Here is a 25490-nt window from a genome sequence, read left to right as displayed (position 1 = left end):
GCCCCGGGGCCCCGCCCGGGGGTGGGGGCCCCCGGGCCGGGGGTGGGGGCCCCCCCCCCCTCTGGGCCCCCGGCTAAACCCCCGGGGGGGTGTTGTTGCCCCGCCCACACCACCCCCCACGTCCGCTCCCGCTCCTTCCGCTCCTCGGACGCAGGAGCATTACCCGACGCAGGGGCACTACCGGACGCAGGGGCGGGACCGGACGCAGGCGCGGGACCGGACGCAGACGCGGGACCGGATGCAGGGAAGGCCCCCGACGCGGGTCCGGAGGCGCTCATGGGCTCCGTCACCACCGCGGGCTCCGCCGCGCGCGGCGTCGGAGGGGTCTCCTGCACAGGCGGCTGGGCCGGTGACGGAACGGACGTCTGCGGGGACGGCGACGGTACGGCGGGCGGTCGCTCGGACCTCGCCGTGTTGTCCGCGGACAACACCTGCCCGGCGCGCATGTCTCCCTCTCCCGCCTGCTGCCGCTGCCGCACCTGTTCGGCGAGCGCCTTCGTCTCCTCGCGAGTACGGGCTTCCTTCTCCCGCTGCTCCTTGAGGTGGTCGAGGAGGGCCGCCGCGTCCAGGCCCGGCTCGTCCTTCAGCTTGCGGGCCAGCATGCGCCCGTCCCGTTCGGCGAGCGTGCCGGCGCTGAGCATCAGCTGGAGCTCTTCGGGGAGTTCGAGGAGCGCGAGCTGGTTGGTGACCCAGGAGCGGTCGCGGCCCAGTCGCTTGGCCGCCCGTGCGCGGGCGCCCGTCGCGGACTCCTCGCTGCATACGAGGACAAGCTGCTGTACACCCCGGGCGCGCTCGACGACATCGAAGTCCTCGCGCTCCAGGTTCTCCTTCAGCAAATGGTCTATGAACGCCTCGCGGGAGGACGCCAGATCGTCGCGCACGACGAAGTCCAGGGCCTCCAGGCCGACATGTGAGGCGCAGCGGTAACGGCGTTCGCCGTTGATCAGGACGTACTGCGCGTCTCCGACAGCTGCCTCGTGCTGCGGCCAGACCTTGAGGTAGGCGGCGCGCGAGATGGCCACGCAGGCGGCGAGCTGAGTGTTGCGCAGCTCCTCGCCGAAGCGGGTCATCTCTTCGTCGGTGCCAAAGTTGCGGCGGGGGTTCAGCGGGGTGGGGGCCACCTCTTCGAGGCGGATGCGGGCGAGTTCGTACGCCGGGACGTCGCCCTGCACTAGGGCCTTGGCGCGGCCGCGGGCGCTTCGGCCGCGCGGTACGCCGCCGAAGGAGGAGCCGGTGCCGAGCCGGTCGGCGACGCTCATGAGGTGATCCTCCGTGCGATGGTGCGCATGATCTCGGACTGCTCGCAGTCGGGCGCGTACGAGAGCAGCGGCTGCTTGAGACGGACCGCTTCGCGCTGCTCCTTGCGCTCCGGCATGATGCCGATGACCGGCGGGTCGCCGATGGCCTTCCAGCTGTCCAGCGAGGACGTGGCGATGTAGCCCTTGCGGCTGTCGTACATGTTGACGATGAAGCCGAGCATGGTGATCTCGACCTCCATGTCCGCGGTCAGATCCTGGATCTGGTCGTAGAGCATGTCGTAGGCGTCGGCCGAGGAGTCCTCGGCGAGGACCGGCACGAAGACTCCGGAGGTCTCCGGCTCTTCGTCCTCGCGGGTACGGCAGTAGTAGAGCGCGGTGTCCATGGAGTAGCCGAGGCTCGGGGGGCAGTCGACGACGATGTAGTCGAAGTCGCGTTCCAGCGGTTCCATCGCCTTTTCCAGAGCGGTTTCCTTCACCCGTACGAAGCGGCTGGTGGCCAGCTTCGCGTCGAGCAGGAACGCGTCCTTGCACGCGGGCAGCAGGAACAGCCGGCCCGCGAAGCCGTTTTCCTCTATCGGGACGAGCAGCTCACGCAGGTCGCCCTTGGCTTCGCCCAGCATGTGCTTGGCGAGGCTGGGCTCTTCGATGCCGAAGAGCTGGTAGCCGAGCTGCTTGGTGAGATGGCCCTGCGGGTCGAAGTCGATGAGCAGGACGCGGTTTCCGGCCTCGGCGAGAGCCTGGGCGACACCGGAGGAGGTGGCTGTCTTGCCGACGCCGCCCTTCTGGTTACCGAAGATGATGCGGCGCGCGCCGCCGCGGCGGGCGGGGCGGCGGGGGGAGGGGTGGGCCCCGAGCCAGAGACGGATCGCCTGTGCGATGCCCTGGTTGAAGGGCAGCCCGCGCTCCTTGCAGTCGTCCTTGAACTCCCCGTACAGCCCGTGCGGAAGGTACGTCGAGAAGGAGCTGCCGCCGGTGGTGTCCACGACGGGGTGTTCGGAGTTGTCCGAACGCCACGCCTGGACTCCTTCCGTGACGGCGTCCTTGATGTCGACGCCCAACTCGGCGGCTCTGACTTTGAGTTCTTGGCGCAGGGAGGCGGGAAGCTTCGCTACTACCTTTTCCCGGTCGTCCGGGGCGTATGGGACGGTCATGCGGTTACCTTACTCACCTCCGAGGGGGTATTGGTGACATTGGGGGCAAGAAAGTGCCGCGTGTCGGGTGGGGACAAGGGAAATTGACGGTGCGTGAGGAGTCGGGAGTGCGTCGAACGGGACATTTCAGACCGACAGCACGAGCATTCCTCCCATCGTTACCATCGTCGCGGCCACCACTCCGTCCAGTACCCGCCAGGCCCCTGGCCGCGCCAGCAGGCCGCTCAGCAGTCTCGCCCCGTAGCCGAGCGTGGTGAACCACGTCAGGCTCGCGAGGATCGCGCCCCCGCCGAACGCCCAGCGCAGTGACCCGTGGTCGGTGGCGACCGAGCCGAGCAGAAGGACGGTATCCAGGTAGACGTGCGGATTGAGCCAGGTCATGGCGAGGCAGGTCAGTACCGCGGCGCGCGCCGAACCGGTGGCAGCGTTCCCGCCTCCCGTGGTGAGGGCCGCGTCGGGGGAGGGGCGCAGGACGCGGCGGGCGGCAAGGAGCCCGTAACAGATCAGGAAGCCGCCGCCCGCCAGCCCGACCGCGGTCAGTGCGGCGGGCCAGGCGGTGACGACCGCGCCGACGCCCGCCACGCCGAGTCCGATGAGAAGTGCGTCGGACAGTGCGCAGATGGCGACCACGGCGAGTACCGCGTGCCGGTGTACTCCTTGGCGCAGGACGAACGCGTTCTGCGCCCCGATGGCGACGATGAGCGAGAGTCCGGTACCGAAGCCGACGAGCGAGGCCGCGACGATGCCCGAGGTGCTGTATGACATGCGTGCCACGCTAGGGACCGCGACATCATCAGTACAGCTAAAGATTCTTACGTACCCTTAGCTGTTGTGATGGATGAACTTCCCCTGGAGCAGGTGACCACCCTGCTCGCCGTGGTCGACGAGGGCACTTTCGACGCGGCCGCCGCCGCTCTGCACGTCACCCCGTCCGCCGTCAGCCAGCGCGTCAAGGCGTTGGAACAGCGCACGGGGCGGGTGCTGCTGATGCGCACGAAGCCGGTGCGCCCCACCGAGTCGGGTCGGGTCCTGGTGCGTTTCGCACGCCAACTCTCCCTGCTGGAAAGGGATGCACGGGCCGAACTCGGGCTGACGGAGGGAGCGGCGGGAGCGGGAAACGCGGTACGCCTGGCGGTCGCCGTGAACGCCGACTCCCTCGCCACCTGGTTCCTGCCTGCCCTGAGCCACCTCCCGCAGGACCCGCCCATCTGCGTGGAACTGCGCCGCGAGGACGAGGGACACACGACGGCGATGCTGCGGGAGGGCCGGGTGATGGCCGCGGTGACCTCGTCGCCCGACCCGGTGGCCGGGTGCACGGTACGGGCCCTGGGTCTTGCCCGGTACCTGCCCGTGGCGAGCCCGGAGTTCGAGGCACGGTATCTGTCCGAGGGGCGCCTGGTGGACTGCCTGCAAAAAGCCCCGGTCATCGCCTTCGACCGCAAGGACGACCTGCAGGACGGCTTCGTGCGATCCTTGGCGGGCGGCGAAGAGGGGGCGACGGGCCAGGGAGCGAGCCCGGTCCGGCACTACGTGCCCACCTCGGAGGGCTTCTGCGACGCGATCATCGCGGGCCTCGGCTGGGGCCTCGTACCGGAGCAGCAGGCGGTGCCGCTGCTGCGCGCAGGAGCACTGTCCCTCCTCGCCACCGACCGCACCGTGGACGTACCGCTGTACTGGCAGCAGTGGAAGCTGGACTCGCCCGCCCTGGCCGCGGTCGCGGACGCGGTGCTCGCCACAGCCGCTGCGGAACTGCTTGCCGCGCGCTGAGGAGTTCGGCGCCGCCTGCTCCGCCTTCAGACGGCGAAGCCCCGGACGTAGCGCTTCTGCCAGGGGGTTTCCACGGCACGGGGGTCGTAGTGGGCGCGTACGAAGGCCACCGCACCGTCCGGCGGCACGCCGTCCAGGACCGCGAGGCACGCCAGAGCCGTGCCGGTACGACCTCGTCCGCCGCCGCAGGCGAGCTCGACCCGTTCGGTGTCCGTACGCTTCCAGGCATCCAACAGCAGCGCGCGGGCCTCGTCGCGGTCGCCGGGCAGCCGGAAGTCGGGCCAGCGCAGCCAGCGGGCCTCCCAGGGAACCTCGGGCGGCTCCTTGCCGAGCAGGTGGAGCGCGTACGTGGGCGGGGGCCCGGCAGGGAGCGGTCGGCGCAGCCCACGGCCGCGCACCAGGCGGCCGGAGGGCAGCCGCAGGACGCCGACGGCGTCAGGATCCCAGGCTTCCGTCATGCGCCCAAGATAGTCGTCTCCGTGCAGCGAAGGCAGCGGGATCACACAAGCGAGCAGTGCCGGGCGGCAGTTGGCGGGGACGGGATCAGCGGGGGAGGACCGCCCGGATCGTCTTGCCGCGTGCCGTGCGGCGTACCCGGGCGTGGGAGCGAGTGCCGGTCCCGGGGCGGGGAGCCGGACCGGTAAGCACTACCTGGCCGGGCAGCACCGTCACCTCCTGCGCCAGCATCCGTACCAGGTGCCAGCCGAAGCCGCCTCCGCCGTCCGCCGTGTCGGGGGCGCGGGGATGCGGGCGTTCCGGGCTGGGGTCGCCCACCGCGACGGTGAGGGTTTCGGACGACGCGGACAGCGCGAGGGTGTACCGGCCTCCCCCGTGCCGTACCGCGTTGGTGACCAGTTCGGACACCACCAGCACGAGGGAGTCCGTGGTGTCGGGTGCCGGCGCGGGGGAGAGGCGGTCGGCGAAGGCACGAGCCGCCTTGCGGGCGCGAACGACCCCTGCGGTTCCGCGGCCGCGGATCGTCTCGGGGCACTGCTCCGGGGGCGTACGACGGATCAGTTCCGCCCGTGAGGCCCTCCGGTCCGTTCGATCGGCCCTCACAGCGGCCGGTTCGTCACTCTTCTGCTTGGTCAGCGGCTTGCGGTCGGTGGAGTCGTGGGTGTTCCGGGAGGTGAACGGCATGCGCGTACGCCCCAATCCGTGATCGGTTGTACCGCCCTGAGGCAGGCGTATGCCCGATGCATCGGCTTCCAGACACTCGCAGAGCATTGCGGATGCGAAATTCAGCTCGTACGAGTGACGGAGGGTGCGACAAACGCGGCGGGTGTGGTGCACAGGGTGACGAGGCCTCCGAAGGGCAGCGAGCAAGGACGTGCAGAGGGAGGAGTTTTCCCGAATCGCACACTCCACAAAATCTGTAGCGCAGAGGGTAGACATCGACGCACACCGGTACTAGATTTCTTCTCGTAGCCACGAAGTCCAGTGAGGCGCGGCAGATACGGATCGCCGCGCATGCCGGTCCGAAGCAGGTTGTGGCACGGCAGTGGAACGACGGGGCCGGGCAGTAGGAGGGTCCCGTGGTTGGTTGCCGGGCCGGGCGGCCCCAGGGGCCGCGAGCAGTTCGCAGGCGGGTCGGCATGACAAGCAGTACGCAGTACTCGCAGTACCAGAGGTTGCAGCACGAGAGAGAAGGAGGAGGACGCCATCAGGATCGCCCGGGCGAGGAACAGTCCGCTCGGGTACCGCAGGCCCCGGAACGGAAGGTGGTCCCACGGTCACGCATCCGCGATCCCCGCATTTCGGTCCTCACCGGCCGGAACGCGGAAACAGAAGGCCGGTGCAGTACGAAACCGGTAGATGGTGTTGATCCCTTGGGGTCCCGGTGCCGTACGGCACCGGGACCCCTCTACGCGTTGATATTTCCCTGAAGACACCAGCCGGCTCGGGGCACTCCGGGCAGTAACGACAGCAGCAGCCGCACACCGAAGCTCATTGAGCGACGATCACCGACCGCAGCGAAGGCAGTGAGGTGCCAGTGACAGTGGACAACCAGCAGGCCCCGCCCCACCCCCGGGGAGATCATGCCCGGGACCGTTTCGACGACGACGACTTCCCCGCCTACACGATGGGGCGGGCCGCCGAAATGATTGGTGCGACACCCGCTTTTCTGCGGGCCATAGGAGAAGCGCGGCTGATCACCCCGCTGCGCTCCGAAGGCGGCCACCGCCGCTACTCCCGCTACCAGTTGCGCATCGCCGCCCGCGCCCGCGAACTGGTCGACCAGGGCACTCCGGTCGGCGCCGCGTGCCGCATCGTCATCCTTGAGGACCAGCTGGACGAAGCCCTGCGCCTCAACAAGGAACTGCGCCGCCCGTCGGCCGGGGTCGGTACCCCGGTCTGACAGCGCCCGTCCCGGGTTCGGCGTCCTCGACACGCCGCGCCCGGGTCTACGCTGCCCTCCGGCGCCTGCCGGAACTTCGAAATTCCGGTCCTTCAGTCCCTCAGTCCCTCCTGTCAGCGGGACGGAATCACGTTCCCCGCAGGGAACGTCACGGCTCAGACCTCGTGGCACGGACTCGTGGGCACAGGCCTGTACAACAGCGCGCAGCACGAGGGACTGACGGGGGCTGAGCCGAAACGCCCGAGGACAGGCCTGCCCCGCCCCTGAGGCTCGCCCGCCCTCCGTGCTTCCAGGGGGCGGCGGGGAGACCCCGAAAACGGGTCTGGTACGGCCTCTGACCCTGCTACGCGCCCTCTCCTGGGCCCCGGCACGGACACGAGCCTGCGCGGCACGCACGTGGGCGGGTCCCACGCCTGCAAGCACCGTGCCGACGGTACCCGGACTGGCGGCCATCCGGTGGATTCATGATCTCGGAGCGACTGCGGGTTGCCTGCTGCAAGCCGAAAAAACACCACCGGCTGCGGGCAGGGACCGAAGGACGTCGAGGGACTGAAGACCCGCCGCGGACAGACGACTGGTCCTGCTCGAACACCGTCGCGGGCTGTGACCGTCTGTGCCCTTTCACAGGTCGTGCGGTGCCGACCGGGGACTCTGCGTCCCAGTCCCTGTTGTTCAGTCCCTCCGTTCAGTCCCTCGGGAAAAGTGCAGGTCAGGGCGGTGAGCCTTGATTTGATCAAGGGACTGAGGGACTGAAGGGACTCAACTTCGCAGTATCCATCCCAATTGTGTGCGCGTGTGTATGCGGACGCGTGTAGTAGACAGCTATAGGCCTGAAGCGCTCATAACTAGGATTTTCAGTCCCTTCAGTCCCTTTCAGTCCCTGTTCACGTGGGGCGCAACCCCCTGACCTGCAGGTTTACCGAGGGACTGAAGGGTAGGGACTAAACCGGCCGGTCCCCGGTCCTTCCGTCCCCCGGTCCTGGGACAGGTAAAAACAGACGGTGCTCGTATGCCCGTACGAGATGCACACGAGGGGGTAGCGATCATGAACGTGGGCACCCGCCCCCTTCGGGTCCCGGCGGGCCGCGAAGGAAGACCGCCCACCCGCCGAGGACTCAAAGGGACTCAAGGGACTGAAGAACTGATACAACGGCAGTTCCCCGCGGAGATTGCCGACCCTTGCGCTAGGCTCAGGACCTCATAGGAAAGTTCAGTCCCTTCAGTCCCTCATACAGACCCCTACAGGGCGCTGACCAGCGCTTTTGACTGAGGGACCGAACGCACCAGAACGCACGACCTCTGAACCCGACAAGGACGACCGCGTGCCGCGCCACGGTGAGACCAGTAGCCCCGTCCCCTCAGGGACCGTGCGGGCACACGACGTTGCCCGCTGGTGTGCGGGCAACGGCTGGCCGGTGCATCCTCTCGCCCCAGGCCGGAAGACGCCCGCCGCCAACTGTGCGGCCTGCCGGGAAGCCGGGCACGTCCCGCAGGACTGTCCGTGTCTGCCCGCCGGCCGCTGGTGCCACGGCTTCCGGGCCGCCACCACGGACACCGCCCGGATCGACGACTGGTGGGGGCAGCACCCCGCGATGGGCGTGGGCGTCGCCTGCGGTCCCGCAGGACTCGTCGTGCTCGACGTGGACGCGCACAGCGCCTCCGTCCCTGACCGGGGACGGCTGCTGCCGGGCATCCCGATCCATCCGCGGGTCGACCTGACGGGACTCGGGTCCGGGTTCGACACGCTCGCCCTGCTGGCCGCCTACCGGGGGCAGCAGGATCCGGCCTCCGACGCCACCACCCTGCGCGTCCGAACCCCCTCAGGAGGCCTGCACATCTGGTACCGGAACACCCGCCCCGGCACCCGCTACCGCTCCTCCACCGGGTCCAGCCCCAAGGTCGCGCTTGCCTGGCAGGTCGACATCCGGGCCGACAACGGTTACATCGTCGCGCCCACCAACCGGACCCCGCAGGGCAGTTACGTGCCCGTGGGCGAGGTCCGGACGCCCGCCCCGCTGCCGGAATGGCTCGCCGCGGAACTGACACGTACCGGACACGTCACCACGTCCGCCCCCGAGGAGGCAGGGGAGGCCACCCACGCACCACCCGAGGGAAAAGCCGCTGACGCCCCGCTGAGGGCCTTGAGGATCCCTGCCCCCCTCTATCGCGCTCGACGTGCCCCCAGAGCCGCACAGCGCCTCCTGGACCCCCTCCTGGCGGAAGTGACGGCCTGCGGGGCCGTCCCGCAGGGAGCGAGCTTCTCCGAGAAGCTCAACCGGGCCGCCTTCACCGCAGGCGGTCTGGTGGCGGCAGGGCACCTCGCCGACACCGACGTACGAGACCTCCTGGCGCGGGCCGCACAGGCGGCCCGACCGCACCAGCCGCAGCGCAACACCGCGATCATCGACTCCGCCCTCGCCGCAGGTGCCACCCGACCGCTTCACCCCCAAGGACGCCCATGAGCAGCGCCGAGAGCACGAGCTTCGACGCCACTGCCGCCGCTCAGCAGATGCTCGAATTCCCGGTCCCCGGACCGGAATCGGGCCCTGACCAGGCGGCCGCCGGCATCACCGCGAGCCCCGGTTCACCCGCGGCCCTGCCCGCCCAGCAGGCGGCGGCCCCCGGGCTGCTCGCCGTGCACGAACATCCCAACCCCCTCGGGCTGCTGCCGAGCATGCTCACCGACCGGGGCAACGCCAAACTGTTCGCGCAGCTGTACGGGGACCAGTTCCGCCACGTCGAAGGCCTCGGCTGGTACTCCTGGGACCAGTACCGGTGGAAACGCACCGGCGGCGAGAAGGCGGCCCTGTGGGCGGCCGGGGACATGGCCGAGCAGATGCCCGCCCAGGACCCGCGCGGCTTCTTCAGCGACCGCGAGCTGTACGCGCACCGCAAGCGGACGATGTCCACGCCCGGCATGAAGGCGCTGCTCACGCAGGCCAAGGCGTCCCCGGCGCTCACCCTGGACCCGGACGTCCTGGACGGTGACGCGTACGCGCTCTGCACCCCGGAGGGGGTCGTGGACCTGCAGACGGGGGAGATGCGCAAGCCCAACCCGGTCACCGACCGGCACTCGCGGGCCACCAGCGTCGCCCCCGAGAACATGCCGACGCCGCGCTGGCACAAGTTCCTGCACGACACCTTCGGCGACGACGAGAAGGGACTGGAGACGATCCGGTTCCTGCACCTGCTGCTCGGGTACTCGATCACTGGGGACGTCGGCGCGCAGGTGCTGCCGTTCCTGTTCGGCGCGGGTGCGAACGGAAAGTCGGTGCTGCTGGACGTGATGATCCAGATCCTCGGGGACTACGCGGACGCGGCGCCGCCCGGCTTCCTCATGGAGAAGGGCAAGTTCTCCGAGCACTCCACCGAACTCACCGAACTGCACGGCCGCCGGATCATGGTGTGCTCCGAACTCAAGCCCAACGACAAGTTCGACGAGTCGCGCGTCAAGCTCCTCACCGGTGGCGACCGCATCAAGGCCCGGCGGATGCGGCAGGACTACTTCTCGTTCGCCCCCACCCACAAGCTGTGGCTCCTGGGCAACCACCGCCCCGAGGTCGGCACCGGCGGGCACGCCTTCTGGCGCCGCATCCGCCTGATTCCTTTCGAGCGGGTCGTCCCGAACAAGCACAAGATCGACAACCTGGCCTTCGAGCTCGTACGGGACGAGGGCCCCGGCATCCTTCACTGGCTCATCGAGGGCGCGATGAACTACCTGGAGACCCGCGACCCGCTCACCGGTCCGGATTCCGTACGCATGGCCACCGAGGCGTACGAATCCACGGAGGACCACATCGGGCGCTTCCTCAAGGAGTGCTGCCTCAAGAGCCCGCCGTCCGCGAACGGCCACGACCGCTCCTCGGACGTGCTCCGGGTCGAACAGGGCGTGCTGTACGCGGCGTACGGCACCTGGTGCAACGCCAGTGAGGGCATCAGGCCCGCGACCTCGCGTTCCTTCGCGAGCCGCATCCGCCAGGAGCTCGGTCTGGCGTCGCCGAACGACATGATGAAGTCCAGCGGTAAGAAGTACTACCCGGGCCTGGGCCTGCTTTCGGACGAGGACGACCCGGCCGCGGCCGGAGTCCTCTCCGGCTCTTCGAACGGTTCGGCAACCACATGACGCCCATCCGTGCACTGTGCGGCGACAGCGGGCAGCCTTACGATGGGACCCGGGCCTTCGGGCGAGCAGACCGGCGGGGCCCGAAGACAGGACCCGGTCCGGGGCCAGAAATCCAAGGCCCGCGCGTGGCCGGAAACAACGAGGAGGGGCTTCAGCCATGAGCTCGCTACTGAACGAGAGCGATCTCGCCCACGAGAATGCGGTGGTGTGGCTGGAAAGCCCCGACGACCTGGACTACGTGCGCCAGGCCCTCGACAAGACGCCCCGTCGCCGCGGCAAGCCGCGCTACGCCCGTGACGGCCGGCTGGTGGGCTACACCGAGCTCGACGAACACGCCGAGGCCGACCCGGACAGCGGCCTGCACAAGCGCCGCGTCTTCTTCCTGCTGCCGCACGACCGCGACACCGCCCCCGGCGGCTACTACGCCGAGGGCGCCCCCGGCGAGGCCGTCGACCCGCGCACGATCGACCCGCAGAAGGTCGGCGAGAAAACCCCCCGCTCGCAACAGGGTTCCGCAGCTGCGGCCATAGCGATGCCGTAGGTCCCGTCGCCGCTGCCGGGAAATCCGCCGCTGACGTGACGACGTTGGCGGCCGTGGGCTGCGCGGCCGCGGCCGGGAGGGGGAAACGCAGTGCCGTCCGGCGACGTTCCAGTGTCGGGAAACCCCGTGTCCCCCGACCGCGGCGGCGCGGGCGGCCAGCGCTTTCAGGACCGCCCCCTGGAGGTGGTCCGACTCTGGCACCCACGTCGGTCCACTTCTCACGCCTACTCCCGTTCAACACGCCCCAGCACTCTCTGTAGTTCAGGGTTTCATGAATTCAGGGGATTGTGTACTGTCGCGGCATGCTTACTCTTGCCTCCGACATCGAGGTGCTGGCCCGGTTCGGCCGTGCGCTCGCAGACCCGATCCGTTGCCGGTTGCTGCTCGCCCTGCGCGAGGCCCCGGCCCACCCCGCCGATCTTGCCGATGCGCTCCAGATTTCGCGGACCCGGCTCTCCAACCACCTGGCCTGTCTGCGTGACTGCGGGCTCGTCACCGCTGTGCCCGTAGGCCGTCGTACCCGTTACGAACTCGCCGACCCCCGGTTGGGGCACGCGCTGGACAGTCTGCGGGACGCGGTGGTGGCGGTCGAAGCGGACCGTGTGTGTCCGGATGCGGAAGCCGAGGGGTGCTGCTGATGGCGGCGATGGCGCTGGGCCCTGCGCCGGCTCGCCGCGACGCCCTGACGAAGCGCATACGGTTGCTGGTCGCGGCGACCCTCGCGTACAACGTCGTCGAGGCCGTCGTCGCGCTCACCGCCGGCAGTCTCGCCTCCTCGGCCGCGCTGATCGGTTTCGGCCTGGACTCCGTCATCGAGGTCTCCTCCGCCGCGGCGGTCGCCTGGCAGTTCTCCGCCCGTGACCACGCCGTCCGCGAAGTCCGTGAGAAGACCACTCTGCGGATCATCTCCGTGTCCTTCTTCGTGCTCGCCGCCTACGTCGGCTTCGACGCCGTACGAGCGCTCACCGGCACCGGCGAGGTGCAGCACTCCTCGCTGGGAATCATCATCGCCGCTCTGTCCCTCGCGATCATGCCGTTCCTCTCGGCCGCCCAGCGCAGGGCCGGACGCGAACTGGGCTCGGCCTCCGCGGTCGCCGACTCGAAGCAGACCCTGCTGTGCACCTACCTCTCGGCCGTCGTCCTGGCCGGTCTCGTCGCCCACAGCCTCCTCGGATGGTCCTGGGCCGACCCCGTCGCCGCGCTGGTGATCGCCGTCATCGCGGTGAAGGAAGGCCGCGACGCCTGGCAGGGCAAGGGCTGTTGTGCGGCCCCCCACGCCGCGGCGGCGCCGGCCGGGAAGACGGACACCTGCGGCTGCTGCGCGGCCTGAACCCGGACACCGTTTCTCACCACGAGAGAGTCGACGCAACGCGGGTGGCGGGGCGGATCGCCAGGGAGAGCAGGGCCGCCATGGCGCACAGGGTGCCGACCGCCGTCCAGACCGGATCGTACGAGCCGAAGACGTCGCGGGCCGTCCCGCCGAGCAGCGCCACCAGGGCCGCGCCCAGCTGATGCGCGGTGCTGACCCAGCCGAAGACGATGGCGCTGTCGTCGCCGTAGAACTCCCGGCACAGGGCCAGGACCGGCGGAACGGTCGCCAGGTCGAGCAGGCCGAAGACGGTGACGAAGACGAGGAGGGGCGGGGTGGGCGTGGCGGCCAGGGAGAGGGGGAGGGTGAGCAGCAGGGCGGCGCGGAGGGCGAAGCAGACGGCGAGGAGGCGGCGGGGCGGGAAGCGGTCGGTCAGCCAGCCGGAGGCGATCGTGCCCGCGACGTTGAAGACGCCGACGATTGCCAGGAGCGCCGAGGCGGTGGTGGCGGGCATGCCGTGGTCGTGGGCGGCGGGTGTGAAGTGGGTCCACAGGATGCCGTTGGTGGACGCCCCGCAGACCGCGAAGGCGGCGGCCAGCAGCCAGAAGGACGGAATGCGGCAGGCGCGGCGCAGGACACGGAAGGTGCGGCCGACGGCACCCCGCGCGGGGGAGGGCCGAGGGGTGAAGTCCGTTCCGCCGTACGGCTTCAGCCCGGAGTCGGCCGGGTGGTCGCGAAGTACGAGCAGGACGACCGGGGCGGTGGCGCAGGCGGCCAGTGCGACCGTCACGAGGGCGGCGCGCCAGCCGTGGTGCCCGGCCAGCCGGGAGAGGGCGGGCAGGAACACCAGCTGGCCCAGCACGCTCGCGGAGGCGAGCACTCCGGTGACCAGACCCCGGCGCCGTACGAACCACCGCTGGGTGACCGCCGCGCCCAGCGTCATCGCGGTGGAGCCGGTGCCCAGTCCCACCAAGAGGCCCCAGAAGAGGGTGAGTTGCCAGGGTTCGGTGAGAACGGTGGTGGTGAGGAGGGCGCCTGCGGCAACGGTCGCGAGTGCGGTGGTGGCGACCCGGCGGATGCCGAAACGGTCCATCAGCGCGGCGGCGAAGGGGGCCATGAGCCCGTACAGCAGCATGTTGACGGAGGTGGCGACGCCGATCGAACCGTACGACCAGCCGAACTCCTCGCGGACGGGGCGGGTGAAGAGACCGGGCAGGGTGGCGAACGCGCCGGTGACGAGGATGGTGAGGGCGGCGGTGGCGGCCACGGGCCAGGCCCGGTGAACGCGGGGTGGGCGGGCGGGGGCCGGGGGCCCGCTCTCCGGGGCGAGCGGTGTGTGCGTATCCATGTCCATGGGGACGATCTTTCGCGGCGGGCCCCGGCACCGGCCACCGGCCGGATCGCCACCTTGTGAAAGAATCTGGCCATGGGCGAGAAGATCAGCGTGAGCAGCGAGCCGGCTACGGGGCTTCGTGGCGCGGGTGGTGTGCACCGGGTTGCTGTTCTTGTGCGCCCCGGGCTGCTGCCCATGGAAATGGGCATCGTGCACCGGTTGTTCGGGCAGGCCAGGTCTGCGGCGGGCGAACCGCTGTACGAGGTGGTGACCTGTACGCCCGAGCCGGGCGAGGTGGCGACCGACACCGACTTCACCGTCAACGTGGCGCACGGGCCGCGGGCGCTGGACACGGCGGACACCGTCGTCGTGCCCGCCGCACGGGAGGACTACGGGCCGCAGACACGCGGACGGCTGGAGCCGGGGGTGGCCGCGGCGCTGGCGCGGATCCGGCCCGGCACCCGGATCGCGTCCATCTGCACGGGTTCCTTCGTGCTCGCGGCCGCAGGTCTGCTGGCCGGGCTGCGGGCGACAACGCACTGGAAGTCGTGCGAGGAGTTCCGGGAGCTGTACCCGGAGGTGGACCTCGATCCGGACGTCCTCTACACGGACGACGGCGGGGTACTCACCTCCGCGGGGGTCGCCTCCGGCATCGACCTCTGCCTGCACATGATCCGCAGCGACTTCGGCGCGGCCGTCGCGAACGCGGTCGCCCGTGCGACGGTCGTGCCGCCCCACCGGGAGGGCGGCCAGGCCCAGTACGTACGGCGCCCGGTGCCCGCCCCCGAGGTCTCCTCGACCGGCCGCGCACGCGCCTTCGCCCTCGCCCACCTCGACCGGCCGCTCGCCCTGGACGATCTCGCGCGCGAGGCGCACATGAGCGTACGCACCTTCAGCCGCCGCTTCCGCGAGGAGACGGGACTCACCCCCGTGCAGTGGCTGTCCCGCCAACGGGTGGACCGGGCAAGGGAGTTGCTGGAGGAGACGGACCTGCCGGTGGACCGGATCGCGCACGAGGCGGGATTCGGGACGGGGACGTCGATGCGGCAGCACTTCCAGGTGACGGTGGGTGTGTCGCCGCAGGCGTACCGGGGGACGTTCCGGGGGCCGCGTACGGACGCTGCGCGATCGGGCGGCCGGTGACCGTCCGCCGGTAGCGGCGCACACGGCCGTTGATCAGCCGCCGGTAGCGGCGCACCGGGGGCGCGCTCGGGACAGTTGTCCGCAGTGGGGGCGGTAGCGCGAGCGCGCAGCACCATGAGCGGGCCTTCCCGGGCGGCGACCATGGCGAAGGGGAACCGGTCGACCTCAAGACAGAGCGCGACGTCGTCGGGGTGGACTCCCTTCCGTACCCCCTCCGCCAGTTCGGCGGCGGCGCGGGACGCGGCGGCGCGGCGGAGGAACGCGGTGGCGTCCGTGCCGGTCCCGGCGACCCGCCCGGCGATGTACTGGGCGCACGCCAGGTCTTCCTCCGCCCGCCCGTCCTCGCCGGTGACCACGAACGTCGCCCGGTCGCTCCCGTACGACCGCAGCAGCCGGGCCGTCGCCTCCGCCACCACGAAGCTCGCGCACAGCACCAGCGACGACTCACTGACGGCGAGAGCGCCGACCGTTCCCGCGGTGGTCTTCTGCACGACGGACCGGCCGGTGAGGTCGAGGGACCGCAGCATGCCGGGGGAGTTGACGGTGTCGAACCCGGGCGCGGGCGGCCCGTCCTTGAGCGCCACCCAGTCCGGGCGGGCCGCCTTGAGTGCCAGCGCCTCGTCCAGCGACTCGGCAAGAACGATCTGCTCCGCCCCTTGGGCGAAGGCCCAGGCGGCCACAGTGAAAGCACGCATGACGTCGGCCACCACCGCCACGGGCGGAGTGTCGGTCAGATCGGCGATGCCGAGGAAACGGGTGTCCATGCGGGCCATGATCGGGTACGGCCGTCCCTGGGCGCGAGGAGCGCGGCGGCGTGCAGTCCGGTGACGGCAGCCTGCCTGGCCCGGTCGATCACCGCGGGGGTCAGACCCCGGAGGTGCAGGGTCTCGTGGAGTGTGCAGTGCGCTGCGGCTCCTCGGCAGCTGGACGGCCCCGCTCGCCGTACCACCGTCGGCCACCGGTCCCGAGCACCCCGCTCTCCGGCCGGACGGTGGTCCCCGACTCTCGTGAACAGCCCGCTCACCCGAGCCGGTGGGGACGCGGATGGCTTCGTACGGGTTGCCGCTCGCCGCCGCTACCGTGCGGGCACCCGCGTGCGGACCCGCACGCCCACGCCGTGCGCGCGACCTCTTCCGCACAGGTTCGGCACAGGCTCTTACGCGCCGGCCGCATTGCCCTTACTGTCACCTCTACTTTCGAGTTACCCGTCAGTTGACAAGCTGTCGAATGGGCGTTTCCGAGCCCGGAGGTTGACGTGAATTCCGCTCAGTCCCTTGTCGATGACCGCCCGGTTTCCGTGGCGCACCTCTTCTTCTCCCGGGTCGGGGCCACGCCGGGCGGCGAGGCCTACCGCTACCCCGTACCGGCGGGCGACGGCACGTCCGGGGCCGAGCGGTGGCATTCGCTCACCTGGGCGCAGACCGCCGAACGCGTCACGACGATCGCCGCCGGGCTGCTCGCCCTCGGACTGCGGCGTGAGGAACGGGTCGCGATCTCCTCCTCCACCAGGGTGGAGTGGATCCTGGCCGACCTGGGTGTGATGTGCGCGGGCGCCGCCGCCACCGCCGTCTACCCCAGCACCCACGCCGACGAGACGGTGTACATCCTGTCCGACTCCGGCAGCCGGGCCATCTTCGTCGAGGACTCCGAGCAACTGGCCAAGGTGGTCGCGCACACCGACCGTCTGCCCGAACTCCGCCACGCGATCCTCTTCGACCCCGACCCCGAGGCCCCCCGGGTGGAGGGGCTGGAGGTGCTGTCCCTCGCCGAACTGGAGGCACGCGGGGCCAGGTACCTGGAGGAGCACCCGGATGCGGTCGAGCGGGCGGTCGCGGCCATCGAGCGCGAGCACCTCGCCACGCTGATCTACACCTCCGGCACCACCGGCCGCCCCAAGGGTGTGCGCCTGGTGCACGACTGCTGGTCCTACCAGGGTGTCGCCCAGGAGGTCAGCGGGCTCCTGCGCCCGGACGACGTGCAGTTCCTGTGGCTGCCCCTGTCCCACGTGTTCGGCAAGGCCCTGATCTCCGGCCAGATCACCACCGGCCACGTACTGGCGGTGGACGGGCGCATCGACCGCATCATCACCAACCTGCCCGCGGTCAGGCCCACGGTGATGGCGTCCGCGCCGCGGATCTTCGAGAAGGTCTACAACGGCATAGCCGGCCGGGCGCGGGCCGAGGGCGGAGCCAAGTACAAGATCTTCCTCTGGGCCGCCAAGGTCGCCCGCGACTACGCGAGGGCCGGGCAGGAGAGCACGGCGGCGGGCGGACGCCGCCGGATTCCCCCGGCGCTCGCCGTTCAGCATGCCGTGGCGGACCGGTTGGTGTACGGCAAGATCCGCGCGGCCTTCGGAGGCAACTTGCGGGGCAGTGTTTCCGGCAGCGCAGCCCTGTCTCCGGACATTGGTTACTTCTTCGCGGGCGCCGGCGTCCACGTCTTCGAGGGCTACGGGCTGACGGAGACCAGCGCGGCCTGCACCGTCAACCCCGCCGAGGGGTACCGGGTCGGCACGGTGGGCAGACCGCTGCCCGGTACCGAGGTCCGCATCGCCCAGGACGGCGAGGTGCTGCTGAGGGGCCCCGGGGTCATGCGCGGCTACCACAACCTCCCGGAGAAGACCGCCGAAGTACTGGAGGGCGACGGCTGGTTCCACACCGGCGACATCGGTGAGATGGACGCGGACGGCTTCCTGCGGATCACCGACCGCAAGAAGGACCTGTTCAAGACCTCCGGTGGCAAGTACGTGGCGCCCACCGAGATCGAGGGCCGCTTCAAAGCCGTCTGCCCGTTCGTCAGCAACATCCTGGTCATCGGCGACGGCCGCAACTTCTGTACCGCCCTCATCGCCCTGGACGAGACCGTCGTGATGCCCTGGGCGGAGGAGAACGGACTCGCCGGCCGCAGTTACGCGGACGTGGTCTCCTCGGCACAGGTGCACGAGCTGATCGCCGGTTTCGTCGAGCGGGTCAACAACGACCTCCAGCGCTGGCAGACGATCAAGAAGTTCTCGGTGCTGCCGCGCGACCTCGACATCGAGCACGGCGAACTCACCCCGAGCCTCAAGGTCAAGCGCCCCGTCGTGGAGCGCGAGTACGCGGAGGTCGTCGAGGCGATGTACGAGGGCGCCCGCGAAGCCTGACGCCGCTGCCCGTCGGCCCTCTGACCTCGTGGCACCGGGTTGCAAGGACCCACGGGGCGGTGCGACCGAAAGGACGGCTTCCGACGGCGGGCGGGCCCCGGGAACTTCGGGCCCGCCCGCGGTCGGGGGCCGAGCCCCGGGCCCGCCCGCCGTCTCGGGCCGGCCGACGGCCCGCACCGGACCGCCGGTCCCGCTCGCCCGTCACCGCCGGATCGCGGACTCACCCGCCGGTGAGCACCACGAGCTGCTGGGTCGCCCTGGTCATCGCGACGTAGCGGTCGACCGCTCCCTCGATGCCCTCGCCGTACTCCTCGGGGTCGACGAGCACCACCAGATCGAACTCCAGGCCCTTGGACAGCGTCGGGGTCAGCGCCCGCACGCGGGGCCGCGCCCGGAACGCACCGCCGGCCGGGCCGTCCCCCGTACCGCTCGCGCCGATGACGCAGGCGACGCCCTCCTCGTGTGCGTCGAGCCACGTGTCGAGCACCTGGTCCAGGTCCGCGACGGAGCCGTGGACGACCGGGAGGCCGCTGCTGCGGACGGATACCGGCACGTTGGCGTCCGGCAGGACCGTCCGGACGACCGGCTCGGCCTCCTTCATGATCTCCTGCGGCGTGCGGTAGTTGAGGGTCAGGGAGGCCACCTCGATCCGGTCGAGCCCGACCCGCTCCAGCCGTTCCCGCCAGGACTCCGTGAACCCGTGCCTGGCCTGTGCGCGGTCCCCGACGACGGTGAAGCTCCGTGAGGGGCAGCGCAGCAGCAGCATCTGCCACTCGGCGTCCGTCAGTTCCTGCGCCTCGTCCACGACGACGTGCGCGAAGGGGCCGGCCAGCCGGTCCGGGGCGGCGGTCGGCAGCGCGTCCTTGTCGATCAGGCTGTCCTGGAGGTCCTTGCCGCGCAGCATCCGTACCGCGCCCTCGCTGTCGTCGCCGCCCGAGTTGAAGTCCGCTGCGGCGACGATGTCGTCGATGACGAGCGCCATCCGGTCGCGTTCGGCGGCGACGGCCGCGGCACGCAGCCGGTTGCGGCGGGCCGCCTCCGGGTCGCCGAGCCGCTGCCGCGCCGCGTCCAGGAGCGGCAGGTCGGACACCGTCCAGGCCCGGGGTGCGTCCTTGCGCTGGAGCTTCGCCACCTCGTCGGGGGTGAGCCACGGTGCGCACATCCGCAGGTAGGCGCGGACCGTCCACAGGTCGGAGACGAGGTCGGTGGCGTCGATCAGCGGCCAGGCCCCGTGCAGGGCCGCCACGAGGTCACGGTCCTGCCGCAGCGCCCGCAGGAACTGCCCGAAGGAGACGCCGTCCTCCTCCTCGTCCAGGCCCTGCTTGTCCATGAGGATCGTGGCCAGCTCCTCCCAGACCTGCTCGCGGGCCTCGTTGTGCGGGGTGCCCGCGCCCGCCGCCCGGAACGCCTCGGCCCAGTCGTCGGCGCCCACCCACACCTCGCACCAGGGAGTGGAGACCGCCAACCCCTCGGTGGGCGGCTGCTCGTAGAACGCGACGGCCTTCTCGATCGCCCCCACCATGTCCGCGGACGACTTGAGGCGGGCCGCCTCCGGGTCGGACTCGGGGGCCGCCGCCGCCCCTTCGGGGACGAGGTCGCGCAGGGTGCAGGTCTGGACGCCGTCCTCGCCGAGGCTGGGCAGGACGTCGGCGACGTACCCCAGGTAGGGCTCGTGCGGGCCGACGAAGAGGATGTTGCCGCCGCGCCGGTGGTGGCCGAGCCGCGGGTCGGAGTACAGGAGGTACGCGGAACGGTGCAGGGCGACGACGGTCTTGCCCGTGCCGGGGCCGCCGTCGACGACGAGAGTGCCGCGCGAGCCCGCGCGGATGACGGCGTCCTGGTCGGACTGGATGGTGCCCAGGACGTCGCGCATCCGGGCGGACCTGTTGGTGCCCAGGCTGGCGAGGAACGCCGACTGGTCGTCGAGCGCGGCACGGTGTTCGAGGCCGTCCGGGGTGAAGACCTCGTCCCAGTAGTCGCTGATCCGCCCGCCCGTCCAGCGGTACCTGCGGCGGCTCGCCAGGCCCATGGGGCGGGCGTGGGTCGCGGCGAAGAAGGGTTCGGCGGCGGGGGAGCGCCAGTCGACCAGGAGGCGGCGGCCTTCGCTGTCGGTGAGCCCGAGCCGTCCGACGTACAGGGGCTCCGAGCCGTCCTCGGCGACGACGTGGCCCAGGCACAGGTCGAGGCCGAAGCGGCGCAGCGCGCGCAGCCGCCCGGTCAGCCGGTGGATCTCCGCGTCGCGGTCCATCGCCTCGCGGCCGATGCCGCCCGGGGCCCGGCGGAGGTCGTCGAGCCGCCCGGACAGTTCGGCGATCGTCCGCTCCAGGCTCGCGGCGATGGCCGCGAAGTGCTGCTCGTCCCCGGCGATCAGCCGCGGGTCGGCCTTGGCGGCGAGCCGCTCGGGGAGCTGGAAGACGCCGGTGGCCGCAGTGCTGGTGCCGGTGGTCTGAGGACTGGTACGCACGTGGTGGGACTCCCGTTTCCGCAGCTGGGGGGCTTAGGAGAGGGATTGTGCGGTATGCGGGGGGCCTTGCCGCAAGGCCCCCCGTGGGCTATACCTTGAGAGTGGCAAGGAGTACGTGAGGCATCCGTGCCCGCGCTGCGCGCCGCAGACCACGTCTCCGTACCCGAGTCATGCGCCGCGGTCCATGTCGTCCCAGGCGAGCGAACTCATCCGCCAGCCGTCGGGTGTCCGGACGAACTGCGTGGTCTTGTGACCCGTCCCCTCGAACCGCTCGCCGTCCATGACACCCGTCTTGCGGTACTCGCTGAAGCGGTGCGCGACCGTCCCGAAGATCTCCGTGCGCTCGCCGACCTCCCACTCGCAGAACTCCGTCAGCGTCCCGTCCGTGAGCATCCGCTGCCGCGGTTCGATGAAGGCCTCCAGGTCGTACACCACGGGCTTGCCCCCGACGTTGCTGACGATCATCCCCTCCGGGATGAACACCTCACGGATCACCCCGACGTGCGGACGCCGGCCGCCGGTGTTGGTGAACGCGCCGAGGAACTCCGTCGTCAGCCGGTCGAGTTCGGCCTTGTCGGTCACATCGGTTCCGTCGTCCGGAGCCCTCTCCGGGAGCGGCCTCTCCTCGGCGAGCAGCGACCACATCTCGCAGTCGAGCCGTTCGCCGCGGTAGGGGGTCCGCTGCCGCATGATGCCCTCGCGCGTCATCCCGAGGCGGCGCGCGACGGCGATGCTGCGGGCGTTGTGCGTCGAGGCGACCCACTCGATCCGGCTCATCCCGCGTTCCGTGAACGCCCAGTCGATCAACGCCCGGCAGGCCCGGGTCACCAGCCCCCGCCCCTGCCCGGCCTCCTCCAGCCAGCAGCCGATCTCGCACACCCCGGACGCCGCGTCGAAGTGCGGGAACATCACGCCGCCGACCAGCACGCCGTCCAGCCGGATCCCGTGGATCCGCCCGGTGTCCGCGGCCTGCCGGTCGGCATACCGCTGGAGGACGGCGGTCGCCGAGGCGAGGTCGGTGCTGAACGTCGCCCACGGGATCCACGGGTCCACCAGGGGCCGGGCGCGGTTGATGTGCGCGAGGAACTCCTGCGCGTGCCAGGGCTCCAGCGGGGCCAGCCGGGCATCGTCGCCGAGCGGAAGTGCGTACACGATTACCTCGATCCAGGGGCGTCACGCTCGTACGTAACGCGTGTTCGGTACGTAAGGTAGCAGCATGCCACCCGCACCAGGAGACCGTGAAGCCCGCCGCAAGGACGTATCGGAGGCGGTGTGGCAGGTCCTCGCCGAGAAGGGCTTCGGCGGGCTGACCCTGCGCGCCGTGGCCGCCGCGATGAACGTCTCGACTGGCATGCTCATGCACTACTTCCCGACCAAACGGGCCCTCATCGCGCACGCCCTGGACCTGTTGGAGACGCGGACGGCCGAACGCCCGCGCCGGGCACGTCCCGCCGAGGGCCTGGCCACCGTACGGACGATGCTGCTGGACATCCTGCCGCTGGGCCCGGACGACACCGCCCGCAACCGCATCTGGGTCAGCTCCTGGGACCTCGCCCTCGCGGACCGGGGCCTCGCCGCCGACCAGGCCGCCCGCTACACCCGGTTGCGCGACTCCCTGCGCCCGCACTTCGTCGCCGCCCTGGCCCGGGGCGAACTCGGCGCCGGCGCGGCCGCGCCGGACCAACTCGCGGCGTCGGCGGTCGCGTTCACGCACGGACTCGTCGTACAGGCCCTCTTCGACCCGGCACGGTTCCCCGAGGACGTGCAGACGGCCATGCTCGACGACTTCCTCGGGTCCCTGCGAGCGGGGGAGGGCTCCTCCGGCGGTTCATGCTGACGGTCGGTCCTCGCCCGGGTGCCTCCGCAGGTTCGTCGAGCCGACTGCCGCCGCGCACCCGCGCCGCATCCTCGACCCGGGGCGTCGAAACAGGCACCGGTACACGTGCGCTCCTGCGGCGGTTCGCGGACGCCCAGGCAGTGCTCCGCTGCTCCTACGCGCTCGCCAGCGTCAGCTTCGCCGCGAACCCGAGGAAGAGCACTCCGGCAGCCGAAGTCGCCCCGGCGGAAAGCCGCTTGCGGCGCGCGAAGGCGGCCGAGAGACGGGTGCCGCTGAAGATCAGGGCGGTGAGGTAGAGGAAGCTCGCCAGCTGGGCGAGCGCGCCGAGGAGGACGAAGGACAGCGCGGGGTAGGCGTAGGCCGGGTCGACGAACTGCACGAAGAAGCTGATGAAGAAGAGGATCGCCTTGGGGTTCAGGAGGCTGATCAGCAGGGCCCGTCGGTACGGGCGTTCCACTGCGGCGGGCTCCGCCTGAGCCGCGGCCGTCCGCACGGCCTCGCGCCGCGTGCGCCACATCGACCACGCGGCCCGCAGCATTCCGATCGCGAGCCAGGTCAGATAGCCCGCGCCCGCGTACTTCACGATGCCGAACAGCAGCGCGTTCGCCTGGAGCAGCGAGGCGACCCCGGCCGCCGACAGCACCATCAGCACCGCGTCCCCGCACCAGACTCCGGCCGCCGCCGTGTACCCGGCCCGGACGCCCCGACGGGCGGCGACGGACAGCACGTACAGCGAATTCGGTCCTGGCAGAAGCACTATCAGGACGAGACCTATCAGGTAGGTCGGAAGATCAGTCACACCGAGCATGGGCAGAGTTTCGCACGGGCGTGTGGGTGCTGCTCCGGCATTTCGGAGGGCGGGCAGCGGTCGGCGGGCGGGGCGGGGCGAACGGCTCCACCGCACGCGCACGGAGCACGATGCGTGACGTCACGGGCGGTGGGGCCGTGCGGCTATCGCGCGTCCAGCTCCCGCAGGGCCCGCTTCAGGGCCGGGTCGCGGAGGTGGTGGAGGTCCTGCGGGGCGTACACGGTTTCGTGGTGGGTGGGCGGGATGCCGGCGCCGTCGTAGGTGCGGCCGGTCCGGTCGGCGTACTTCTCGTTGGGGAGGGTGAGGGTCCAGCCGTTGGGGAGGGCGCGGTTCATGGTGTCGGAGAAGACGCCCTGGGTGGGCTTGCCGATGCGCAGGGGTGCGGGGGAGCGGGACATCAGGGCCTGGGTGAAGGTCTCCCCCGCGCTGACGGTCAGCGGGCCCGTGAGGACGGCGACGGGACCGGTGTAGCGGGGTTTGGCTGCGGGGCGGACGCGTACGTGCTGGCCGGGGGTCCAACCCGCCTCGTTGTGCGGGCTGTTGCGGGCGGACTTGGTGTACGCCGTGTACGTACGGTCCGTGAGGCGGCGGGCGACGGCGATGCCCAGGGCGTCCGATCCGCCGCCGTGGTAGCGGAGATCGACGACCAGGCCGCGGAGGTCGCGGATGCGGGAGGCGGTGAAGACGGTGTCCAGGGCGCGGTCCAGGACGGCGGCGTCCGCGTCGGCGTTCTCCTTGCCGTCGCTGCCGTACTTCAGGAAGCTGGTGATGCGGAGGTAGCCGACGCCCCGCCGCTGTTCCAGGTCCGCGTACTGGATCCTGCCGTTGGCGAAGCTGTGCACCGTGGCGGGAAGCTGTGCCCGGGTGGCGCTTTCGATCGCGGCGACGGACTCCCGGGAGACCTTCGGCGTTCCGGGGCGGAGGTTGAGCGTGCCGCGCTCGCCGGTGGGGTCGCGGAGCTGGGTGTGCAGGTCGTGCAGCGGTTCGATCATCGCGGCGAGCAGGGCGAAGAGCCGGTCGTCGGTGATGCGGGGGTGTACCTGCGGGCGGTACTTCGCGCGCATGGCGTTCCAGTCGACGCCTCTGTCGCGGAAGAAGGGGTAGTTCTCGCGGAGAGTCGACCAGAAGACGTCGAAGGTGTGCAGTGGGCTATCGGCGGGCGGGAGGGCGCAGCCGGCGGGCAGCGAGGACACCCGTGCCAGGCGCCGTTCGCCAACGGCACCGGCGGGCGAAAGCCGCGCGCGATCGGCCGCGCCGCCCACCGTCCGGATGCTCAACTCCCGTACGTCGTCGGCATCGTTGAACGGAACCGCGCCGTCGATCCCCGCCCTGCCGGCCGACAGTCGCAGCCCACCCGGCAGGCAGCCGGCCGCGGACACCTCGTAACTCCGCAGCTCGCCGCGCCGCACCGTCAGGTACTGCTGGTAGCCGTCGCTCCGCCACACCCCTTCCAGTGCGGTGACGCCGCCCCGGCTGCCGCGCTGGACGGGCTGTGCGTCGTACGCGACGAGGCCGGGTGCGACCAGAGCCAGGGCGGAGACGAGCACGACGGTTCCGGCGGCGCGACGCCGCAGTTGCCCGTACCTCTGCCGTTCTCCGCTGTCGGTGGCACCCGTGTGCTCGGTGCTGGCGGTGCTGGCGGTGTCGTCGGTACTGATCGGCATGGCTGGTTCCCCGGGTGCCTCGTGCTGCTGGCGGTCTCTGGTCCCACCACCCTCTCGGCCCGCGGCCCGTCCGGGCCATCCGGCCACCCCGACGTCCTGCCTGAGGGCAACCCCCGTCCCGTCACCCCGTTTCCGTCCCGCGGCTCAGCCGCCGACGTACTGCTCCGCGTACTCCTTCGTCGGCGGGGTCGGGGTGATGACGTCGATGAGGACGCCGTCGGGGGCGGCCACGATGAAGTGGCGTTGCCCGAAGTCCTCGGTGCGCAGTTCGAGCAGCGGTGTGAGGCCTTCGCGTACGACCAGCCGTTCCCACTCGGCGTCCACGTCCGCCACCTCGAAGTTGAGGATCAGGCCCGCTACGGGTCTGCGGTGGCTCTCGGGGAGGGTGGGGTGGGTGTGGTCCAGGAGGGCGAGTTCGTACGGGGAGTCGCCCGGCTGTCGCAGACTCACGTACCAGTCGGCCTCGAAGGCCGTCTCGAAGCCCAGTAGCCGGGTGTAGAAGGCGTGGGACTCCTTCAGCTGGGCGGTGGCGATCACGGGATAGAAGCTGGTCAGCTGCACGGCAGGACCTCTCACACGGAATTCGCGTA

The 25490-nt window shown here is 70.9% G+C and carries 21 protein-coding genes and 1 pseudogene; 10 read left to right on the top strand and 12 right to left on the bottom strand.

Annotated features, from left to right (window positions below; translation table 11 throughout):
- The 3 genes from HNQ79_RS28580 to HNQ79_RS28570 all read right to left on the bottom strand — a co-directional run.
- On the bottom strand, positions 1-1259 hold a 1259-nt coding region (locus HNQ79_RS28580; RefSeq protein WP_185035775.1), incomplete at its 3' end, for a ParB/RepB/Spo0J family partition protein.
- Positions 1256-2410, bottom strand: a complete 1155-nt coding sequence (locus HNQ79_RS28575; RefSeq protein WP_185035774.1) for a ParA family protein — start codon at positions 2408-2410, stop codon at positions 1256-1258. The genes HNQ79_RS28580 and HNQ79_RS28575, both read right to left, overlap by 4 nt.
- Positions 2411-2536: 126 nt before the next feature.
- Complete coding sequence (locus HNQ79_RS28570) at positions 2537-3175, bottom strand: LysE/ArgO family amino acid transporter (protein WP_185035773.1); 639 nt, start codon at positions 3173-3175, stop codon at positions 2537-2539.
- 69 nt (positions 3176-3244) lie between these two features.
- On the opposite strand from HNQ79_RS28570, the gene HNQ79_RS28565 reads away from it, so the two are divergent.
- Positions 3245-4177 (top strand): LysR family transcriptional regulator ArgP, encoded by a 933-nt coding sequence (locus HNQ79_RS28565; RefSeq protein ID WP_185035772.1) that lies wholly within the window; start codon positions 3245-3247, stop codon positions 4175-4177.
- A gap of 26 nt (positions 4178-4203) precedes the next feature.
- Here the strand turns inward: HNQ79_RS28565 and HNQ79_RS28560 are convergent, their stop codons facing one another.
- Together HNQ79_RS28560 and HNQ79_RS28555 are read right to left on the bottom strand one after the other, a co-directional pair.
- Positions 4204-4635 (bottom strand): phosphatase domain-containing protein, encoded by a 432-nt coding sequence (locus HNQ79_RS28560; protein ID WP_185035771.1) that lies wholly within the window; start codon positions 4633-4635, stop codon positions 4204-4206.
- An 85-nt stretch (positions 4636-4720) separates the two neighbouring features.
- Positions 4721-5317: an ATP-binding protein gene (locus tag HNQ79_RS28555; protein WP_185035770.1), complete on the bottom strand. Its 597-nt coding sequence runs from the start codon at positions 5315-5317 to the stop codon at positions 4721-4723.
- An 847-nt stretch (positions 5318-6164) separates the two neighbouring features.
- Between HNQ79_RS28555 and HNQ79_RS28550 the strand changes: the two genes are divergently transcribed.
- The 6 genes from HNQ79_RS28550 to HNQ79_RS28525 all read left to right on the top strand — a co-directional run bounded on the left by HNQ79_RS28550 (position 6165) and on the right by HNQ79_RS28525 (position 12530).
- Entirely contained in the window at positions 6165-6536 is a 372-nt protein-coding gene (locus HNQ79_RS28550; protein ID WP_229923449.1) for a MerR family transcriptional regulator, read from the top strand.
- A gap of 1367 nt (positions 6537-7903) precedes the next feature.
- Positions 7904-8998, top strand: a complete 1095-nt coding sequence (locus HNQ79_RS28545; RefSeq protein WP_185035769.1) for a bifunctional DNA primase/polymerase — start codon at positions 7904-7906, stop codon at positions 8996-8998.
- Positions 8995-10659, top strand: a complete 1665-nt coding sequence (locus HNQ79_RS28540) for a DNA primase family protein (protein WP_185035768.1) — start codon at positions 8995-8997, stop codon at positions 10657-10659. The genes HNQ79_RS28545 and HNQ79_RS28540 overlap by 4 nt, the downstream gene beginning before the upstream one ends.
- A gap of 157 nt (positions 10660-10816) precedes the next feature.
- A complete protein-coding gene (locus tag HNQ79_RS28535; protein WP_185035767.1) occupies positions 10817-11200 on the top strand; it encodes a DUF6009 family protein in 384 nt (127 codons plus the stop codon).
- A gap of 302 nt (positions 11201-11502) precedes the next feature.
- Positions 11503-11838 carry an ArsR/SmtB family transcription factor gene (locus tag HNQ79_RS28530; protein WP_185035766.1) on the top strand — a complete coding sequence of 112 codons (336 nt, stop codon included), beginning with the start codon at positions 11503-11505 and terminating at the stop codon, positions 11836-11838.
- A complete protein-coding gene (locus HNQ79_RS28525) occupies positions 11838-12530 on the top strand; it encodes a cation diffusion facilitator family transporter (protein WP_185035789.1) in 693 nt (230 codons plus the stop codon). Before HNQ79_RS28530 ends, HNQ79_RS28525 begins: the two co-directional genes overlap by 1 nt.
- A gap of 16 nt (positions 12531-12546) precedes the next feature.
- Here the strand turns inward: HNQ79_RS28525 and HNQ79_RS28520 are convergent, their stop codons facing one another.
- Entirely contained in the window at positions 12547-13863 is a 1317-nt protein-coding gene (locus HNQ79_RS28520; RefSeq protein WP_373312544.1) for an MFS transporter, read from the bottom strand.
- 72 nt (positions 13864-13935) lie between these two features.
- On the opposite strand from HNQ79_RS28520, the gene HNQ79_RS28515 reads away from it, so the two are divergent.
- A complete protein-coding gene (locus HNQ79_RS28515) occupies positions 13936-14985 on the top strand; it encodes a GlxA family transcriptional regulator (RefSeq protein WP_185035765.1) in 1050 nt (349 codons plus the stop codon).
- A gap of 86 nt (positions 14986-15071) precedes the next feature.
- On the opposite strand, the pseudogene HNQ79_RS28510 reads toward HNQ79_RS28515, so the two are convergent.
- Positions 15072-15749: pseudogene (locus HNQ79_RS28510) on the bottom strand (2-phosphosulfolactate phosphatase); the annotation flags it as partial.
- A gap of 491 nt (positions 15750-16240) precedes the next feature.
- Between HNQ79_RS28510 and HNQ79_RS28505 the strand changes: the two are divergent.
- The gene (locus HNQ79_RS28505) at positions 16241-18127 is read left to right on the top strand and encodes an AMP-dependent synthetase/ligase (protein ID WP_185035764.1); all 1887 of its coding nucleotides are present in this window, start codon (positions 16241-16243) and stop codon (positions 18125-18127) included.
- A gap of 220 nt (positions 18128-18347) precedes the next feature.
- Here the strand turns inward: HNQ79_RS28505 and helR are convergent, their stop codons facing one another.
- A complete protein-coding gene (gene helR, locus HNQ79_RS28500) occupies positions 18348-20591 on the bottom strand; it encodes an RNA polymerase recycling motor ATPase HelR (protein ID WP_185035763.1) in 2244 nt (747 codons plus the stop codon).
- 168 nt (positions 20592-20759) lie between these two features.
- Entirely contained in the window at positions 20760-21743 is a 984-nt protein-coding gene (locus tag HNQ79_RS28495; RefSeq protein WP_185035762.1) for a GNAT family N-acetyltransferase, read from the bottom strand.
- A 64-nt stretch (positions 21744-21807) separates the two neighbouring features.
- Here HNQ79_RS28495 and HNQ79_RS28490 point away from each other — a divergent pair, with 64 nt between their 5' ends.
- Positions 21808-22428 carry a TetR/AcrR family transcriptional regulator gene (locus HNQ79_RS28490; RefSeq protein WP_185035761.1) on the top strand — a complete coding sequence of 207 codons (621 nt, stop codon included), beginning with the start codon at positions 21808-21810 and terminating at the stop codon, positions 22426-22428.
- Positions 22429-22582: 154 nt separating this feature from the next.
- Here the strand turns inward: HNQ79_RS28490 and leuE are convergent, their stop codons facing one another.
- From leuE to HNQ79_RS28475, 3 genes are all read right to left on the bottom strand, one after another.
- On the bottom strand, positions 22583-23236 hold the full coding sequence (gene leuE, locus HNQ79_RS28485; RefSeq protein WP_185035760.1) for a leucine efflux protein LeuE: 654 nt from the start codon (positions 23234-23236) through the stop codon (positions 22583-22585).
- Positions 23237-23379: 143 nt separating this feature from the next.
- Positions 23380-24900, bottom strand: coding sequence for a S41 family peptidase (locus HNQ79_RS28480; RefSeq protein WP_185035759.1), 1521 nt, complete (start codon positions 24898-24900; stop codon positions 23380-23382).
- 144 nt (positions 24901-25044) lie between these two features.
- On the bottom strand, positions 25045-25461 hold the full coding sequence (locus tag HNQ79_RS28475) for a VOC family protein (protein WP_185035758.1): 417 nt from the start codon (positions 25459-25461) through the stop codon (positions 25045-25047).
- Between the last annotated feature and the right edge of the window lie 29 nt (positions 25462-25490).

Origin of the sequence: Streptomyces candidus (assembly GCF_014207445.1) — a bacterium.
Lineage (GTDB): Bacteria > Actinomycetota > Actinomycetes > Streptomycetales > Streptomycetaceae > Streptomyces > Streptomyces candidus.
Note: the sequence above shows the minus strand (reverse complement) of the source record. Positions and strands in the feature narration are given on the sequence as shown.